The organism is Vibrio gelatinilyticus, assembly GCF_022836845.1.
GTDB lineage: Bacteria > Pseudomonadota > Gammaproteobacteria > Enterobacterales > Vibrionaceae > Vibrio > Vibrio gelatinilyticus.
This window is the reverse complement of record NZ_JAJNNZ010000004.1, coordinates 116,817-133,563: the sequence shown is the minus strand read 5'-3', so window position 1 is coordinate 133,563 and position 16,747 is coordinate 116,817. Positions and strand designations below refer to the sequence as shown.

The 16,747-nt window shown below is 41.1% G+C and carries 10 protein-coding genes; 2 read left to right on the top strand and 8 right to left on the bottom strand.

Translation table 11 applies throughout. The annotated features are described in order from the left end of the window. Positions 1–49 precede the first annotated feature (49 nt). From LNL84_RS06720 to LNL84_RS06700, 5 genes are all read right to left on the bottom strand, one after another. On the bottom strand, positions 50–3,661 hold the full coding sequence (locus tag LNL84_RS06720; RefSeq protein ID WP_244356140.1) for a cellulose synthase subunit BcsC-related outer membrane protein: 3,612 nt from the start codon (positions 3,659–3,661) through the stop codon (positions 50–52). Beyond that, on the bottom strand, positions 3,652–4,770 hold the full coding sequence (gene bcsZ, locus LNL84_RS06715; protein ID WP_244356137.1) for a cellulose synthase complex periplasmic endoglucanase BcsZ: 1,119 nt from the start codon (positions 4,768–4,770) through the stop codon (positions 3,652–3,654). Before bcsZ ends, LNL84_RS06720 begins: the two co-directional genes overlap by 10 nt. Position 4,771: 1 nt before the next feature. Further along, complete coding sequence (gene bcsB, locus LNL84_RS06710) at positions 4,772–6,925, bottom strand: cellulose biosynthesis cyclic di-GMP-binding regulatory protein BcsB (RefSeq protein WP_244356135.1); 2,154 nt, start codon at positions 6,923–6,925, stop codon at positions 4,772–4,774. Positions 6,926–7,000: 75 nt separating this feature from the next. Continuing rightward, positions 7,001–9,547 carry a UDP-forming cellulose synthase catalytic subunit gene (gene bcsA, locus LNL84_RS06705; RefSeq protein ID WP_244356133.1) on the bottom strand — a complete coding sequence of 849 codons (2,547 nt, stop codon included), beginning with the start codon at positions 9,545–9,547 and terminating at the stop codon, positions 7,001–7,003. Between the two features lie 3 nt (positions 9,548–9,550). After that, positions 9,551–10,270 carry a cellulose synthase operon protein YhjQ/BcsQ gene (locus LNL84_RS06700; RefSeq protein WP_244356131.1) on the bottom strand — a complete coding sequence of 240 codons (720 nt, stop codon included), beginning with the start codon at positions 10,268–10,270 and terminating at the stop codon, positions 9,551–9,553. Positions 10,271–10,752: 482 nt separating this feature from the next. On the opposite strand from LNL84_RS06700, the gene LNL84_RS06695 reads away from it, so the two are divergent. Both LNL84_RS06695 and bcsG read left to right on the top strand, forming a co-directional pair. Then, the gene (locus tag LNL84_RS06695) at positions 10,753–12,000 is read left to right on the top strand and encodes a BcsE family c-di-GMP-binding protein (RefSeq protein ID WP_244356129.1); all 1,248 of its coding nucleotides are present in this window, start codon (positions 10,753–10,755) and stop codon (positions 11,998–12,000) included. A 151-nt stretch (positions 12,001–12,151) separates the two neighbouring features. Further along, positions 12,152–13,768, top strand: coding sequence for a cellulose biosynthesis protein BcsG (gene bcsG / locus LNL84_RS06690; RefSeq protein WP_244356127.1), 1,617 nt, complete (start codon positions 12,152–12,154; stop codon positions 13,766–13,768). A 66-nt stretch (positions 13,769–13,834) separates the two neighbouring features. On the opposite strand, the gene LNL84_RS06685 is transcribed toward bcsG, so the two are convergent. The 3 genes from LNL84_RS06685 to LNL84_RS06675 form a co-directional block, all read right to left on the bottom strand. After that, the gene (locus LNL84_RS06685; protein ID WP_244356125.1) at positions 13,835–14,074 is read right to left on the bottom strand and encodes a GlsB/YeaQ/YmgE family stress response membrane protein; all 240 of its coding nucleotides are present in this window, start codon (positions 14,072–14,074) and stop codon (positions 13,835–13,837) included. Positions 14,075–14,169: 95 nt separating this feature from the next. Beyond that, positions 14,170–14,628, bottom strand: a complete 459-nt coding sequence (locus LNL84_RS06680; RefSeq protein WP_244356123.1) for a cytochrome c-type biogenesis protein — start codon at positions 14,626–14,628, stop codon at positions 14,170–14,172. Continuing rightward, positions 14,621–16,648, bottom strand: coding sequence for a heme lyase CcmF/NrfE family subunit (locus LNL84_RS06675; RefSeq protein WP_244356121.1), 2,028 nt, complete (start codon positions 16,646–16,648; stop codon positions 14,621–14,623). Before LNL84_RS06675 ends, LNL84_RS06680 begins: the two co-directional genes overlap by 8 nt. Positions 16,649–16,747: the final 99 nt, after the last annotated feature.

Genomic DNA, 16,747 nt, shown 5'->3' with positions numbered 1-16,747 from the left:
CTTGCTCATTTATCGGTAATTAAATCACTATATTGTATCGGTCTATCATCTAGTAATAGTCTGAATAAAGCCTCAGTGGATCGGGTTGCAGCCTAGCCCTTTGCCAATTCGCATCAAAGTTGTACTTTAGAAATACACTAAGAACACTTGGTTTGTACTCGCTTGAAAATTGTTGAGATAGATAACCCACGACAGTCCAGTGTTCATTCAGATTGTATTCTGTGTAAGCTTGTAAACCAGAACTAAAACCTCTGGTTTGTGACGAATTTGCCCCGTTAATCAGATATGGCGCATCAAGTTTTGCGCTTGAAAAGGATAAGGTTCCCCTAACACCAACAGTCCAATCGTAATCCATTCGTTTAAAATACGTTACGGGCGCAGTAATTGAGTAGTAGGACTGTGGGCTATAGTAGTTACCATGGCCAATAACCACTTCGCTCAAATTCTTTTCATATCCCATATAAAACAGCGAACCCCCAACAGAAAAGGATTCATCATTGTTGCTCACAAAATTGTAGTAACTGCCCGTCATAAAGGAGGTTCTTGTATTGTCTTCAACATTAGTACCTTCCAATAGATGATGCTCTAAATACCCCCATACACCGAATGGACGTCCATCGTTCCATGATGCGCTAACTGTACCACCCGTTTTCATCACACCACCAAAGTCTATGCTTTGATCACTCTCAGAATAATGTTCCACCCCGGAATATGACACTAGGCTCGAAGTAAGAGGCCGCTTTGATATATTACCTCGCATGGATATATCACCAAATTCAACGGTTCCCTCTACCCCTCCAACCCAATCAGTATACACAAAGCCTACTGGAGTAGTCCCTAAATCAACTTTCCAATTATAAGCCTCCCAACCTACTGAGAATGCTTGACCAAGTCTGGTCTGAGGTATCTCATCATCAGTTCCATAATACGTTTGATTCCCCCCATCTAAATAAACAGTATCAGCACGAAGTGTTAAATGTCCGTCATAGTCAGGCATTGCTAATTTCAGTTCAACAGGGATGGTAAGGTATTTGGAACCGCCTGGGACATTATTGAACTCCGAACCGACAAGGAAATGCGACTGCTGACGATCTCTTAACGAATCCAACGTTGATACCAAACTATTCGTCATCCAGTGGTCATCGGCATTTCTATAAGCTTGTTGCAGAGACCTCGTCGATGATAAAGCGTTTCGCTCTTTATCATCGAGCAAAAGACTACGCTCTGCGTACTGTTTTACCAATCCAATATCATCGCTCTCTTTTGCCTGATCTTGCAGTAGCCAATAATCAAATGACGTTAAATTTGGTCTCATTAGCAAGTGATTATTATATATATTTATGTACTCTTGCTGTTTAGTATCGATTGCCAATAGCAAAGCACTCACAAATTCCTGGTCACTCGCTTCGTTGATACGAGCTGACATAGTGTCAAGAATTTGAGCCGCATACGCAGGTTCTTTGTCAACCAATTCCAATAGATTGTCATGTGGTACGGTATAGGATCGTGACAACAAGTCTAAATAGATATCTCCGGCAGATCCGATGCGTCCCTCAGCCATATTATTTTCGGCAAGGAAGAGTCGATGCTGACCTTCCATCTCAATGCTTACACTCTGTCTTCTTTGAGCCTCTTCATAAATGCCATGGTGTAAATTAGCTTCATTAAGCTCATAGGCAACAATTGAAAAGGCGCTGAGTTCTGAAGTAGTCAAGAGTCGAGGTTTAACACTTTCGATTAAGGCTTTTGCTTCCTTGGAAAAACCGTATTCTTCCCACAACACTATCGCAACGGCTCTATTTCGGTTTTCTACTTGTGTTATGTATGAGCTAAGCTCGTTTTTCGACATGCTCTTTGAGTCAATGTGCTGCTTGTGATAACCCAACTCCACTCGGCCATAAGTCGCTATTTCTGAACTAGATAGAACGTCATTGCTGTAGGTGTCTGGTAATAACGAATATGCTTCGCTCCATCGTTTCAGTCCTGATAGATATAGAAGATACGCATGCAATGTTTCTCCGGTAGGGTGCTCTTGATAGGATCGAGCCATAATGTCATCGCCTATTAATGGCAAATTGAGACGCTGAAATTGCTCAGCCAGTTCTTTTTTAAGCCAAGGGAAGTCATCATTACTCGCTACAACCACCCTTAAAAGTTGGTTTTTAGAACTATTGTTTTGTAAAGATTGTTCCGACAATCTGCTCTTGCTTGTTAGCGTATCGATCACCACTTGATGACGTAAACGATTTAACTCAACTTTAATTACTTTTTTTTGCTCACTATTGAGTAAGTTCATTGCCGCAAGTAGTGATTGATTACTGACATTTGACGGGTGAGAATCAACCCAAACTAGAATAGCGGAACGATTCAATGGTTCTAATTCTATAGCTTGCTTGGCATAGCGATGAGCAACTGCTTTCAGGCCACGGCTTAATTCATTTTGACCTAAGATGACATAAGAGAGCGCAATCGATGGATCAATGTTTATTGCTGCTTTAGCCGCTGTACTTGCTTGCTTATATTGTTGGTTAGATTGATAAAATCTTGCTTTGTCGAGCAGTTGCCAAAACTCTACTGACCGAATTAACGATGAATAATAAGAATCAAGATCGGGATTATCATCCAATTTCTGAGCTTGATATAGTAGAGCAAGGGATTCGTTGTAATTTTTGTATTGGTACTCATAGCGTGACATTGCCGTTAATATTTCGGGGTCATCTCTCCATTTTTTATTCGCTCGTTTTAGAGTCAAGTAACCCGAATCAGTATATACCCCAGCACGAATACCTTCAAAAACACGTAGTTTTTGGCGATACAAAGGATCTTTTCTAAGAGTCTTCTCTCTCTCCCAATTGCGTTTGGCCGTTTCATATTGCTGCTGAATTCCCAAGTTTTCGGGGTGTTGATCGGCCACGCTTTTAAAAGTAGCGAGCCAATCATCAGACATTGGTGAACTGAAAAGCTCGTTTAGCCACGAAGTACTCGCGTAAACGCCAAAATCTCTATCGTTCGACAGCGATTTGTAAATATCAATAGCTTCCTCGGTATTCCCATATCGACCGAGGTGCTTCGCCAATTCAATTCGTATATATGCGACATTGGGATATTGCCTATCGAGTTGTCGGTACTCATTCAATGTTTCGCTTTGCAACTCACTTATCGCTGATTTGAGTTTCAAATATTCAAGCTGATATTCAATACTAGGTAAAACATTATCAAACAACTTGGAATATAGATTGAGGGCTTTTTGGGATTGCCCTCCCAAGTGCAATAATCGGACCTGATTATATTGCTCAATTTTACTGGTTCGTATGGCTCGATAAAGGGAAAGTTTTTTAGCTTCCCGAGCATTTCCTGAAGCCGTTAACTCTGCAATAATTTCATCGACTTCTTCATTATCGTTATTACGAATAGAAAGGCGCCCAAGCGCTGCTTTTGCATGAGCACTTGTGGGATCGATCGCCAACCATCGCTCGATCGCTGAAAGCACTAATGTTTCGTCTTTTTTCAGCTCGCCAATGACTATTTGAGTGTCAAACCAAGACTCAGCAGACACATAAATGGGTGCATCATCATACGCAATCGATTGAAATGATATTACTAAAATAGAACTCATGACGCTTAGTAATAACGCCCGTTTATTCCACTTTATTACTGGCATTGCTCTTGCTTCCATTTCGGAACAAGTTTTCCATCTGGCGAAAACTTATACCTATCTTCAAACCACCCTTTAGCGAACAACGAAAGAACATTATTATAATAGTGATCTTGTGTGTTGATTCTTAACTCGCTTTGTACATTTTTATACAACGCCTCAGCAAGCTCTCTTTCACCAGAAGCGACAGCTAGTGGAATTAGTGAAGCCGAAAAACCAATAGGACCATTACCTGAATATTCGCCATTACTCGTGTCAACGGTTAATGGTGCAATATTTCTATTGTTTTTAGTTGCCTCAAGCATTGGCTGTAATGATTTAATTAAAATAGAAAAATTGGGGTCTTCTGGGTGAAGCATACCAGCCCAAAGATAGGTACGAATAGCGTTGTAGCTACCTATTGCCGTGACTGTTTTGTCATAGTCTACGGATTCCCCATCGTACTTGACCCAATCTGGACTAAAGCCTTTGTTCTGGGTCATTGATAACAATTCAACAGAACTGTTTTGCAATTCGGTCCAACGAACATCGGTAAATCCGGTGCTGAAACGACGTAAAATGAATAACGGAAGGTAACTCGGATTCAACTTGGACGAACCATCCTCAAACACGAATCCATAAGGTGCAGGGAGTAATTGTCGCTTTCCCTCAGGATAAGAGATCGTTTCTTCTCTCATAATCCGCATCGCAAGAAAATAGCCGACGTTACTGTAATACGTATCGTCCCAAAGACGGCCAGCTTCAATTAATGTATACGCGATCCAAAGATCAGAGTCTGATGCTGAATTATCGTCTAGAACGATTGCTTTCTGATCGTGATTCCCCCACAACCAGGCGGGTAAGTGACCCGTCAGGTCACCTTTTGCCAAATAGCTTTGTGTCCAACCGTAGAGTTCATCAAAACTATTTTTATCATTTGCTATAAGCGCAAAAAACAAAGCATAGGATTGACCTTCTGACGTAGTGATCGATCTTTCATCTGAACCATCAACCACGCGCCCATCATCAATCACATAAGACGATTTAAACTGCTCCCAATCTTCCCACGAGCATGCTTTTTCCTGAGCGTGACTACAAAAAGAAAGCGACGTTAGAAAAAATATCAGAGTTCTCATACTAATTTCCTTGTGAAACGCGTTTCTTCGCATAACGAGATAAGGTTCTCCACGCTATCATCGTCAATACCACCACAATTAGAATCGCGATAGCCACCATTAACATTGGTCGCTCCGCAAAGTGGTACCACACCAATTCATATACGGGTAACTCGCCTAAATAATAGTAATCACCAAATTGATAACTCGTGACTTCTGTTCCAGAAACAATTGCAAGGCTTCCAAAAATAGATTGTGTTCGTTCATTCAATGCATTGAGAAGTAAAGGGACTGAATAGTCATCTCTAGTAGACAAAACGGTCACGGTCCTGTGGCTTGAGACTGGAGATTCAAAGCTAGCAATAAAAGCAAACGGACCTCGGGCGGCGATACTCGTCTCTATACTTGGCCTATTTCCTTTCAACTTTGCGAATCCACTAGTATCCGTTTTAGTAAATGGGTCACCAGCTTCAAGTGTTCTACCATCTTGTGATGAATAGACCGCCCCTAGAGAGGTGTCTTGTTCCCTATATTTATTACCCACTTTATTGCCTAATACGAGGATGTCTTTGTTAGTTAACTCAGTTTCATCCCATGTATCGTGCAAGGTAAATTGATAAGCCGGAAGACCAGTTTTGCGTGAGATAAACCCCACGGTGCTTAAATATAGCTCGATCTCTTTAATCGAAGTGTTTGGATTAACAATTATCGCTGTTTCAGAAAGATCCGCCATTTTGGAAAATGGAAAGCCTGATGTTGCAAATACTTGGTTATTAGGCATTCGTATATAGTGAGGGTAACCCGTAAAATCGATTTGGGAGTTTCCATCGATAACTGCATACTTTTTAATGGGTTGCGTACCACGACACACACCAGTAGACGACTCTGCAACTTGAAATTCAAAACTCAGTTTATTGTCTACCGATGTCTTGAAGCCCGGTATGTCGACCATACCGCTGCGGCCAGATGAGTCTGCCCCCCAAAAAGGAAGTCGCCAGATATCTTGTGTTGAGGCTGCCGTCTCCGAATCAAGGGGAAACGCTCGAATAAACTGGTCATTAATGGATACGTTGAGTCTAGAAGAATTAGTCTCCTCTTCCGGTGGCGAATGGCGGAAATTCAACTTCATAGGAATGCTGTTAGCGTTCCAAGTAAACAAACTTGGTGGTAGTGTAAAATTAACCTCAATCGGTACCAAGCTAACACCCTCAGATTGAAGTTGGTATTGGCCTTCAATCAGTTCCGAAAATCTGACGGCACGATTGGTTGGCAGCCAGTTTGGTGCATCGTACGGTTCTCTTTCGGTAAGACGTTTAACTTGTTTTATGTAGGCAATCTCACCAGACATAAGCTGCGAACCTTCAGCCAACCCAATAGCAGCTTGCTTTAACTGTTCTTCATCCTCGCCCATGATCAACAGCAACTTTTTCGTACTGTCTAGCGGATGACTCACCATTTGCACTGTAGGTTGATCAATATAAGGCAAGTCTTTTAAAAATTGAGGTCTATGCTCATTTGTTGCTAGTACCAGGCTGCTGCTGTTTGGCAATGCATCACGAGATACCTGAAATTCTACCGTTCTCCACTCTGCTCCACTTGAAAAAAATGAGGCGACAGTACCAGCAGCATGCATGCCTTTTAGGGAGAGACCATGCGGAATAACGATAGGTATAGATACATTGCGAAAATCTCGACTATCAAAAAATGGTGAGGGTAATAAGCTCAACTCATTAGCAATTTCCAAAGACTTAACATTCAATATTATTTTGCTAGAAGATCGTAGCTCCCACCAAAGTGCAGGGTCAGAGGCATCGCTGCATTCAGCGTCAATTTTTCCTGCTAACTCAAATCTGAGCTGGTTATAATTTTTAAAAAATCGGCCATCGAGTTTGATATCTTTAGTCTTAACTTCAGAGATTGTATCGCGTTTTAGTGAAACAACGTCCATCAGTTCTTCGTTTAGAAAAACTCGAATATGAGATACGTTATTCACTAGAGATGGTGATGGTAGGTATTCAAGATGCAGAGTACCATCAGTAATCACCTTATCAAGTCTCGAACCAAAACCTATATACGCAGAACTCCCATTACCTTTTATCGCAATGGAACGATCTCCAGACAATTGAGAAAAGTTATATTCGATAATCGATTCTTCTGCCTGTACCGATATTGCCATTGTCACACACGCTAAGCTAACAATGCTAAAAACACAGAGGGATATAAGTTTTCTTACTCGCATAAATATGATTTCCTAACCTATCATCCTTGGACGATACGATACGATTAACCGTAATGAACTCACGAAAGAGTCGAAGAATATTTCGATAGGACGAGGTCCAAATTGGACCAACTTTCGAAATCCTTCAACGCTTACAATAAGCAAATTTTTCAAGCTAGCCAAAGGCTTATCTTCAGCATAACTCTTTTGCCACTTAGACCAAGTATCAGAGCGCGCAAAAGTACATTGTATATACCGTTTTTCTTTTTCTATAGTCATAGGTTCCAACGCCACACCGACCTTCCCATGTGAAGAGAACATCACTGTCGCTTCAAAAGATTCTGCTACACCGTAACGCTCAAGCACGACTCTAATCGTTTCATTATTATTAAGTTCAATATTTGGCGAAATATTCATTCCTAAGCCTGAAAATGAAAAATCTTTTAGTATTGCAGTATAGTGATGCCCATCCCGAGTGGTAAATGAGATGGGGTAATCAACATCAATACGATGCGCAATCCTGACTTGCTTTTCCTCTGCGGCAACAGATAAGGCCACACCCAGTACAATGAGGTTATACATCGTCCAGCCCATATTGACCAATACCGTAGTCGTTTGAGTAAATTCTGTATCAAATAAGCGTTGTATTCCAACCGCGAAGCCTAATAAATTAAGACAAAGTAAAATAATAATAGGCTTACTTATATTCCAATCAAAAAAGTCATTTTGTATGAGCCCACCTTTTTGAGTCACATTAAAATTTCCTTTGTTAGGCGCAAATAATGCGATGGTAGTCGGTACCGCAATATACCAGGCTAAAACCGTCTCATAGATCTCCCCCCAGAAAGAGTGTCGATATTTCCCCTGTATTCTCGAGTTGGCCACATTAGCATGAAAAATATGAGGGAGTACGAACATAAGAATCGCAAGAGCGGGGGCATATATTATGTAGGCATCCAATAGCAAAAAGGCCAAAGGCGCGATCATAAAAATGAGCCTTGGTATACCACTTAGAAAATGCATCATGCCATTCAAATAACAAAGCCTTTGTTGCCATTTTAGCCCCGAACCAAACAGAGGATTATCGACGCGAAATATTTGTGCCATTCCCCTCGCCCAACGAATTCTTTGTCCTATGTGTGCTGACAAACTATCAGTGGCTAGGCCTGCTGAAATAGGCTCCTTTAAGTATGCGCTTCGATATCCTAAGCGATGCATTTTAAGAGCCGTGTGGGCATCTTCGGTGACGGTTTCCACCGCCACCCCGCCTACCTCTTCTAACGGCTGACGACGCAGGATTGCACATGACCCGCAGAAAAAAGTTGCGTCCCACATATCATTACCATCTTGGATCAATCCGTAGAATAGATTTCCTTCATTGGGAAGTTCTCGAAATTTGGACAAATTTCTCTCAAACGGATCTGGCGAGAAAAAATGATGAGGCGTTTGCACCAACGCTAATTTGTCATCTGAAACAAATTCCCCCATAGTGACCTGAAAGAATGCTCTTGTAGGAATATGGTCACAGTCAAATATCGCTACGAACTCACCTGACGTCCTCTCTAATGCGTAATTCAGGTTCCCCGCTTTTGCATGTTCATTAGTAGGGCGTCGAAAATATCCGACTCCTACCTGTTCCGCAAAATGTTTGAAATCGTCACGCTTACCATCGTCGAGAATATAGATATTTAACTTGTCTTGAGGCCAATCAACCGTTTTTGCTGCAAAAACGGTTGCTCTAACAACGTCTAAATCTTCATTATAGGTAGGAATTAGAAGATCAATCTCAGGCCACTTAGAAGTATCTTTAGGCAGCTGTTTTGGTTGTCTATTAAGAGGCCAAATCGTTTGAAAGTAACTGAGTAATAAAACGATCCAAGAATACGTTTCAGCCGTTAGTAATATCAAGCCCAATACGAGGTCGAGATCCTTATCCCAATTGATCGTCGAGCTATAACGCCACCAAATATACCGACAGGACGCTATCAGAGATAAAACGATTAGAAGTAGATTTGGAAGGCGCCCCTTGACGCCATGCAACAACGTCGCAGTAAGAGCAAGCACGGACACAAATACCAATTGTGCAGCGATAGAAAAAGGCACCGTTAAACATAAGATGCATAACGAAAAAAGCACTATGTATAAAACAATGTCAAAGGTGTTTTGAATTAATTTTTCTGAATCGCCTTTTGTTTTGAGGTGATTATCAATTATGTCAGTCGCCAACTGAACAAGTCGACGGCAGCGTAGAAAGACAGACCGAAACAAATCGAACAGCCATCGGCATTGCCGTACCAGGAGCCAGTCACTATATCGAAAAGACTGAACAACAAACATTACCCAAATCAGCTGAATAATAATTTTAAAATTATCAGTAAACCGAAAGTGATTGAAATCAATCTGTGGAAATAGTCTTTCCCAATCTTTTCGTACAAATGGGCGATGAGATAAACACTTTACGCAGAGAAATAGAAAGAAAGGCAAAGCAAAACGCCCAGTAATCGCGAACTCTGGAATTTGAATGCTATTAGAAAAAGAACTAAAAAGCCCTCTTGAAACAATCAAATGAACTATAGCCATTGTTTACCTTTGTCTGCTTCGCTGTTCTATCTGAGATAAGATAACTGCTACCAGTTGAGAGAATTCTCGGTTTACGGCCGACTCAGAGGCTAATAGCAGAGTGTTGCTAAGGTTTGCTTGCGCTTCCTGAACCGCGATATCGAAATACACGTTGCTAGAAAGCAGCCGAGCCTTTAGTACATCTTTCATCACGAGTGAGATATCTCTAGATATGGAAAACTCGGGATGATATTGATTTAGTATTACTCGTGTATTCTCCGGATCAATATTGTCTAATTGTCGAAACAGTAAGGTCATGCAACTTGGCGTTGGCACCGCAACTTTTAGATTTAGATCGGATTTATCGACAATTGAATCGTAGTGACAGTTGGAATCTAGCAAAACGATGATGTGCTCATAACGGTTCATACTCTGGCTAATAATATCGGCAACCGTCTTTTCCACGACTTCAGGTTCAAGAAAGGCTTGTCCAAACGGCAAGAAATGAACTTGTTCAGGGCTTTCAAATAACCCTTCTCTCCAGTCACCAGATTGGCTGAAAGAACTTGCCCACCCTTTAGTATCAGACTCTGATTTACCTAAATAAGAACTTACTAGGTTCTTTGAATCACATTCTATGATTAGGGTGCTTTGTTCTTGTGCAGTGATAGCAACTGCAAGATTGGCAGCAACGGTCGTCGCACCAACTCCAGTGCAAACTCCTTGAACCGTTAGCATGGCCATTGATTAATTGATCTCTTGTAATTCCACTTGGCTTTGAGTGTGAGTTTGATGTGTAACTCTAACAGTTAGCATAGACCAACGTTCATAAGCATCGTTAGTTTCATTTTTCTTTTCTAAATTTTTATACTGCTTTGAAGATATTTTGTAGGACTTATATATAGGATCAATGTCTGATTTGTCTTTTCTCATACTAAATGTGTTTCACATCCTAGTTCAATATAACGTTGTTCGAAATTGTGCGTATAGTATACAATCAAACTTATCAATTATCAACAACACATAGTATTAGGCGTATGATTAGGCAAGTTGTCTTATTATCTGAATGGCGAGTTTTACAAACGGTTCTGGCGAACTCCGTCAAGTTACCTCTATTCGACAAGAGCTTCTCTCGCCTTATGTCAACTGCCCCTAAGGACGACATAGTTAATTTTCTCAATTGCAATTCAGAAACAACTTGCCCAATAAGGTTGAGAATTAACGCGATGTTTTCGGAAATCTATCTGCCGAAGAACAAGCTCGAATTGAGTGAATTTTTAATTGATCTAAAACGGTTGTCAGACAACCCTGACATCCATAATTGTGTAGTCTTAGATATTTCTCTACTACACCATGATTCTCTTGGCCACTTTTTGCAGATTGTCGATCGCTTACGCAGCGATATTTCCTTGGTGTTGATATGCAATGATCATACTGATGAAACTTCCAACTATGTATTAGAGTCGATGACTTCGGTTAGTTATATCGCGTGCCTAACTTTTCTAAATGACGACTTACATTGCCTTCTGCGTTCATATCAAAAAGGTGCGCTTCAGTTACAAAATAAACTATTTAAACTCACACATAATGAACATGCTCAAAAGTATGAAGTACATGTGTTGCCAACCTATATTGATGACGAATCAGCATCACAGGCTTTTGTTGAAGCTCATGCGTACCACCCCATACACAGTCTAAGTAAGCTACTAGATCACTTAGACGCAACGCCCAAAGCTGTTGTGGTATTAACCTGTCATAGCTTTAGTGACATACCGTCCACTTCTAGTGCTGCACTAGATATCAAAAAGCGCTATGGAAAGGATGTAAAAGTGTTGATTAAAGAAAAGGTCCCTTGCATTAGATATAACGACTTTCATATGCTCGTTGCCTGTGGGGTTCAGTGTGTCATCGAAGCAACTCGCACTGAAAGCTACCTAAACGATCAGATAGTGTTGGCTTATAAGACCGAGATACAATCCCCTACGCATACCTTTGAAGCATTACTTGCTCAATATCAAAGTCCTTTACACTTGTGTGGCGAGTTAAACCCAGAGGACTTCAAAAAAAATGTGGTTGAGTGCGTTAAGCATGTTCAGTATTCACAAATCGAATTTGCTCTGGTTGAACTGACACCGTATTCATCTCTCTCGATAATGGAATGCATGAAGTCTTGCCAAGTAAAAAGGACGGGCGATATTGTCTGTCGCGTTGATGGTCGTATACTTATATTTTTCAGTACATTACGAATTTATGAAGTAGAACAAGCATTAAACAACGTTTTCTCTGTTGCTATTGATGAACTGTTTATATCAAAAAAGGTGTTGGTTGAGGGTAGTAATATTTTAAAGTTACTCACCTCCCTTAATTTTCAATTCTCTCTGGAAAAAAGCGTATCTATCAGCAAAGATGAAAAAGTCGCTTTGCCAAAGCCGTTGAGAAAGTATGCAAAACGTATTGAGTGGAGTAAATCGTGAACATTCATGAATTTCTAATAGTAGCAGCGGTTTTTAGTACAGTGGGTGTAGCATGCGCGTTCATTCTTCCTTCTTTTTATCGGATGATTTTAAAGTTGATTCTTCTTCTTAAAAACAGACCTAAATTTTTACACAAGACTCGATTCTAATAATGAAGACAAAAGACACTTCCTCATGGTCTCTAGGGCTCTGGACTATTTATTTTGCACTAAAAGTCATTCTTTTCTGGAATGATACCTTAGGGTTTTCGCCGTTATACAATTTTTCCTTGTTAGCTTTTGTAACTCTACCTATCCGTTGGCGTTTAGCTAACGGGTTGAGGCACTTTTTCGCAGTATTAATCGCCATCTATTTGCTCCATTACGATTCTTACCTTCCCCCTTTGGAGCGCCTCACAAGCCAGTGGGATCTCATAAGCCAGTTTGATACGAGCTATTTAGTCGAGCTGTTGGTCGACTTTGTCTCTCTAGATTTCCTCCTTCTGATTACTACGCTTTGTGTTGGTTACCTTTACCTCAATCAAATATTTAGGCTCTCGACATTCGTTATTTTGGCTATGGTGTTGTCTTCCATCCCTCAAGGCATGCTAAAAAACCTTAGTTCTCCTAATGCGAGTTTCCCTAATGCGATTGCCACGGAAAACATCAATAACAACGCACAAAACGATAGCACTACTGACGATGTAATAGAAACGTCACCTCAAGGCTTGAATCGTTATCTCAATTCCTTTTTCAAAGAACAAGCGACGGTCACCTCTACTCTTAGTACTTTAGATAACATTGAACCTAACTTTGACATACTATTTTTAAACATATGTTCTTTGGCATGGGATGATCTTGAATTCACAGGTCAAACGCAACACCCCCTGTTGGCAGAATTTGACATTCTTTTTCGTCAATTTAATTCTGCGACATCCTACAGCGGACCGGCCGTATTAAGAATACTAAGAGCAAATTGTGGTCAACAGACTCATTCAGAATTGTTTGAGAACTCACTAACGAAAAAATGTTCACTTTTTGATAATTTAGCTGAGTTAGGTTTTGAAAAAGAAGTGCTCATGAATCACGATGGTCGCTTTGATGGCTTCAGTAAACACATTGCCAATAACATTGGACCTTTTACACCAGCTGTCGATATAGAAACCCTTTCTCCCACTCAATATGCTTTTGACGGCACAAAAATTTATCAAGATAGCTCAGTATTGACGACATGGTCTGAACAAACGAAATCAAAACCTACTGTAAGTTTATACAACACCATAAGTATTCATGATGGCAATAGAGTTGTTGGTGAAAAAGGAACTCGACTCGTTACCTATAAGCGCCAGCAGAAAATTTTACTCGATGACCTCAATAGTTTTTTTAAACAATTGAAAAACAGCGAACGAAACATCGTCGTGATTTTCTTACCAGAACATGGGGCTTCGATCCGAGGGGATAGAATGCAAATTTCAGGCATGAGAGAAATCCCGACCAAAGCCATTACTGATATTCCGGTTGGTATTAAGTTCTTCGGTAATGCTCAGGTTTCATCGTCACAGCAGGTACAGATTACCGCACCTTCCAGTTATCTAGCATTGAGCGAACTATTATCAAAAGTACTAGAGAGTGGAATGTACCAAGGGAACAGTGTCGATTTAAACGAACTAGTGAAAGACTTGCCAGAGACCCCGTTTGTTTCACAAAATTCGGGAACAACGATGTTGAGTATAGAGGATCGTCAATTCTACAGCTTTGATGAAAAAAGCTGGACTGAATATAGGCAATGATCTATTCAAAATGGTTTGAGTGAGACTAGCATGTTAACTTCAGTTCTAGCCTCACTCTAAAAGCGCTCAAGATTTTAAATACTGAGCCAAATACAAGAGAATGCACGCTCCTAGCGTCGCGGTAATGATCGAAGCAATAAGGCCGGAAGATGAGAATCCGAGAAGTCCTATCGCAAATCCGCCGATAAAAGACCCAACAACCCCTATCGCCATGTTTCCGAGTAGCCCAAAGCTGGAGCCTTTCATAAATTGTCCAGCCAGCCAACCTGCTAACGCTCCAATAATAAGAAACAGGATCAATGACATCTACCGACTCCCTTTTATACCTCTATGACTAAGTTTACTTTAGTACATAAATTCAAAAACGATACCGACCAATAGCCGGAGTGGCGTTAAATCGACTAAGACGGTTTCTGTTTTCTTTTAAAGGTAATGAACAAGTTCAGAATCACCAGTAGCAAGCAAAGAATAGGGACTCCCCACAATAGTCCGTTCTTGAAACTAAAAGACGGACGATAAAGTACATGCTCTCCATAGCGGTCGACCATATAGTCTTTCACCTGCTGATTAGACTTCCCTTCCCTAATTAACTCAAATACACGCAACCTGAGATCCTTTGCCACTGGAGAATTTGATTCAATCAGGTTTTGGTTTTGACACATTGGGCATCTTAACGTTTTCGCTAACTCAATGGCCTGTTTTTGTTGTTGCAATGATTCAAACTCAAACAACTCAACGGTATCGATTTTCGCCTGTTCAGCGCTGGCAGGTATTGAAAAGGACAATAATGCAAAACTGACTATCGCGGCAGATAGCAGCCTTAATAAGACTTGAACAGGGCAAGCTATCAATCTAATCATGATTTGCCACCTTTTTACTGCCAACAACATGAGAATCCAATGTTCTTCGCTTAGCCTTGTTTCTTATTTCAATGATTCTATGTCGTTGCAATGCTTGCCATAGTAGACCTAATACAGCAAGAACGACCAATGCTGCGCCAGCCCAAATCCACCTGACAAAGGCTTTAAATTGCATCCTCACTGCGTAGTGAGTCGCATCCACTTTCTCACCCAAAGTTATGTACACGTCGCCATTCCAAAATGCGCTCATTGAGGGTTCTGTCATATTCATTACTCGAACTTGGTAATGCCGTTTCTCAGGCAATGCGAGCCTCGACGTTACGCCATTTTCCCCAGCACCAATCAAAATATGGGCTTGCTCAGAAGTGTAATTGTTTGCGATGAGCAATTCGGTTTTCAAATAACTGACCTGATAGCGCCCAAATTCCATCGAAGAATTAGGGCCCAGTTTTCTCGTCAATTCATAAGAATAGTAGCTGTTCATTGAGATACCGAAAGCGGCAACAGCCACACCGACATGAGCGATAGAAACCCACAATTTTCGAAGGTTAAATCGCGCCGTAACTAAGCCGTAGAAGTGGCTCAACAGAACAAAGATAGCAACAAATGTGGTTATTAAAGGCCATAGCTTAAGTTCTGCACCAGCTACATCTTCGAACTTCGAATAAACAAAGATGACAATGCCAGCCAGTATTAGTGAGCATGACAACAACAGCAAAAGTGCTCGTTTGAGATTGGTTGGTTTTAACTGTGTTGTAGATTCCCACTGCAGCAACGGCGCAAAGCCACTCATAAAGAGCGCCAGTACCGCCAAAGGAGCAAACAGCAAATTAAAATAAGGGGCACCAACAGAAATATTACCCAGACCAATCATCTCGTAGACCATGGGGTAGAACGTTCCAAACAGCACGACAACCATAGCCAGTACAAACAAGTTAGCGCAGACAACGACCAGAAAGTTTTTACTCAGCATCCCTTTTACGTTTGTCGAATCAACAGATTCTGCTCTTGCAATCAGCAGCGTAAAAGCACTGACAAAAATCACCGTTAATATTCCCAGTAAGCTAAATCCTTTTCCAGGATCAATGGCAAATGCGTGAACAGAAGTCAGCACACCTGAACGAACAATAAACGTACCCAGAATGCTTAAACAGTAGGTAATAAATGCCAGGGAGTAACACCAGTAACGCATCTGGTTTTGATTCGAGCCCACAACTAAAACGTGTAACAAAGCAGTGGATGTTAACCAGGGCAGTAAAGATGCGTTCTCAACTGGGTCCCAAAACCACCAGCCGCCCCAGCCAAGTTCGTAATAGGCCCACCACGATCCAATGGCGATGCCAACGGTTAAAAAACCCCATGCGACAAGGCAATATACTCTGGCAGCCTTAATCCATTCATCTGTAAGTGTATTAGACAGCAAACAACCTACAGCGAGGGCAAGAACAGAAGCAAAGCCTACATAGCCAAGGTAAAGCATTGGTGGATGAATAATCAATCCGATATCTTGTAACATCGGATTAAGATCGCGCCCCTCTAAAGGCAGAATCTGATTAAACTCAAACGGGTTTGAGGCCAGAAAAGTAAACCATGAAAAAATAGCCACCAAAAGATGCATGATCCACAAAGTGTCGTGTTTAAGCGCTATAGATTGAAAGGATTTTCTGGCGATGACGGCGCCCCAAAGCGCGAGAGTCACAACCCAAAACAGCATGGAACCCTCATGTCCTCCCCACGTCGCCGCTATTTTATAGGGTACATCAAGCAAGCTATTTGAGTTTTGTGAGACATAAGAAAGGGAAAAGTCATCCACTGCAAATGCATACGCTAAAGATGCAATGGAGGCGAAAGAAAATAAAAAAGACACATAGCTTAAGGAGACAGAAGCTTGCAAGAATCTAAACTCGGGTTGTTTGCTAATATGCTGCCCTGTAACAAACTTTAGCCCACCAGAGAGCACCATCAACGAGCTTGAACTAACGACTATCAACAAACACAATAGGCCGAAATATCCGATCATGAAACCTCATTACGTTGGGGCAAATGCCAGACTGTGTTTTCTCATGAAGTGGCTTTTCAGTCTGTGACCCATTTAAAAAAAGAGAAGCACCTCTCTTCG

Coding starts and splice junctions, on each gene's coding strand:
- LNL84_RS06720 (WP_244356140.1), bottom strand. CDS start 3,661: ATGCCAGTAATAAAGTGGAATAAACGGGCGTTATTACTAAGCGTCATG.
- bcsZ (WP_244356137.1), bottom strand. CDS start 4,770: ATGAGAACTCTGATATTTTTTCTAACGTCGCTTTCTTTTTGTAGTCAC.
- bcsB (WP_244356135.1), bottom strand. CDS start 6,925: ATGGCAATATCGGTACAGGCAGAAGAATCGATTATCGAATATAACTTT.
- bcsA (WP_244356133.1), bottom strand. CDS start 9,547: ATGGCTATAGTTCATTTGATTGTTTCAAGAGGGCTTTTTAGTTCTTTT.
- LNL84_RS06700 (WP_244356131.1), bottom strand. CDS start 10,270: ATGGCCATGCTAACGGTTCAAGGAGTTTGCACTGGAGTTGGTGCGACG.
- LNL84_RS06695 (WP_244356129.1), top strand. CDS start 10,753: ATGTTTTCGGAAATCTATCTGCCGAAGAACAAGCTCGAATTGAGTGAA.
- bcsG (WP_244356127.1), top strand. CDS start 12,152: ATGAAGACAAAAGACACTTCCTCATGGTCTCTAGGGCTCTGGACTATT.
- LNL84_RS06685 (WP_244356125.1), bottom strand. CDS start 14,074: ATGTCATTGATCCTGTTTCTTATTATTGGAGCGTTAGCAGGTTGGCTG.
- LNL84_RS06680 (WP_244356123.1), bottom strand. CDS start 14,628: ATGATTAGATTGATAGCTTGCCCTGTTCAAGTCTTATTAAGGCTGCTA.
- LNL84_RS06675 (WP_244356121.1), bottom strand. CDS start 16,648: ATGATCGGATATTTCGGCCTATTGTGTTTGTTGATAGTCGTTAGTTCA.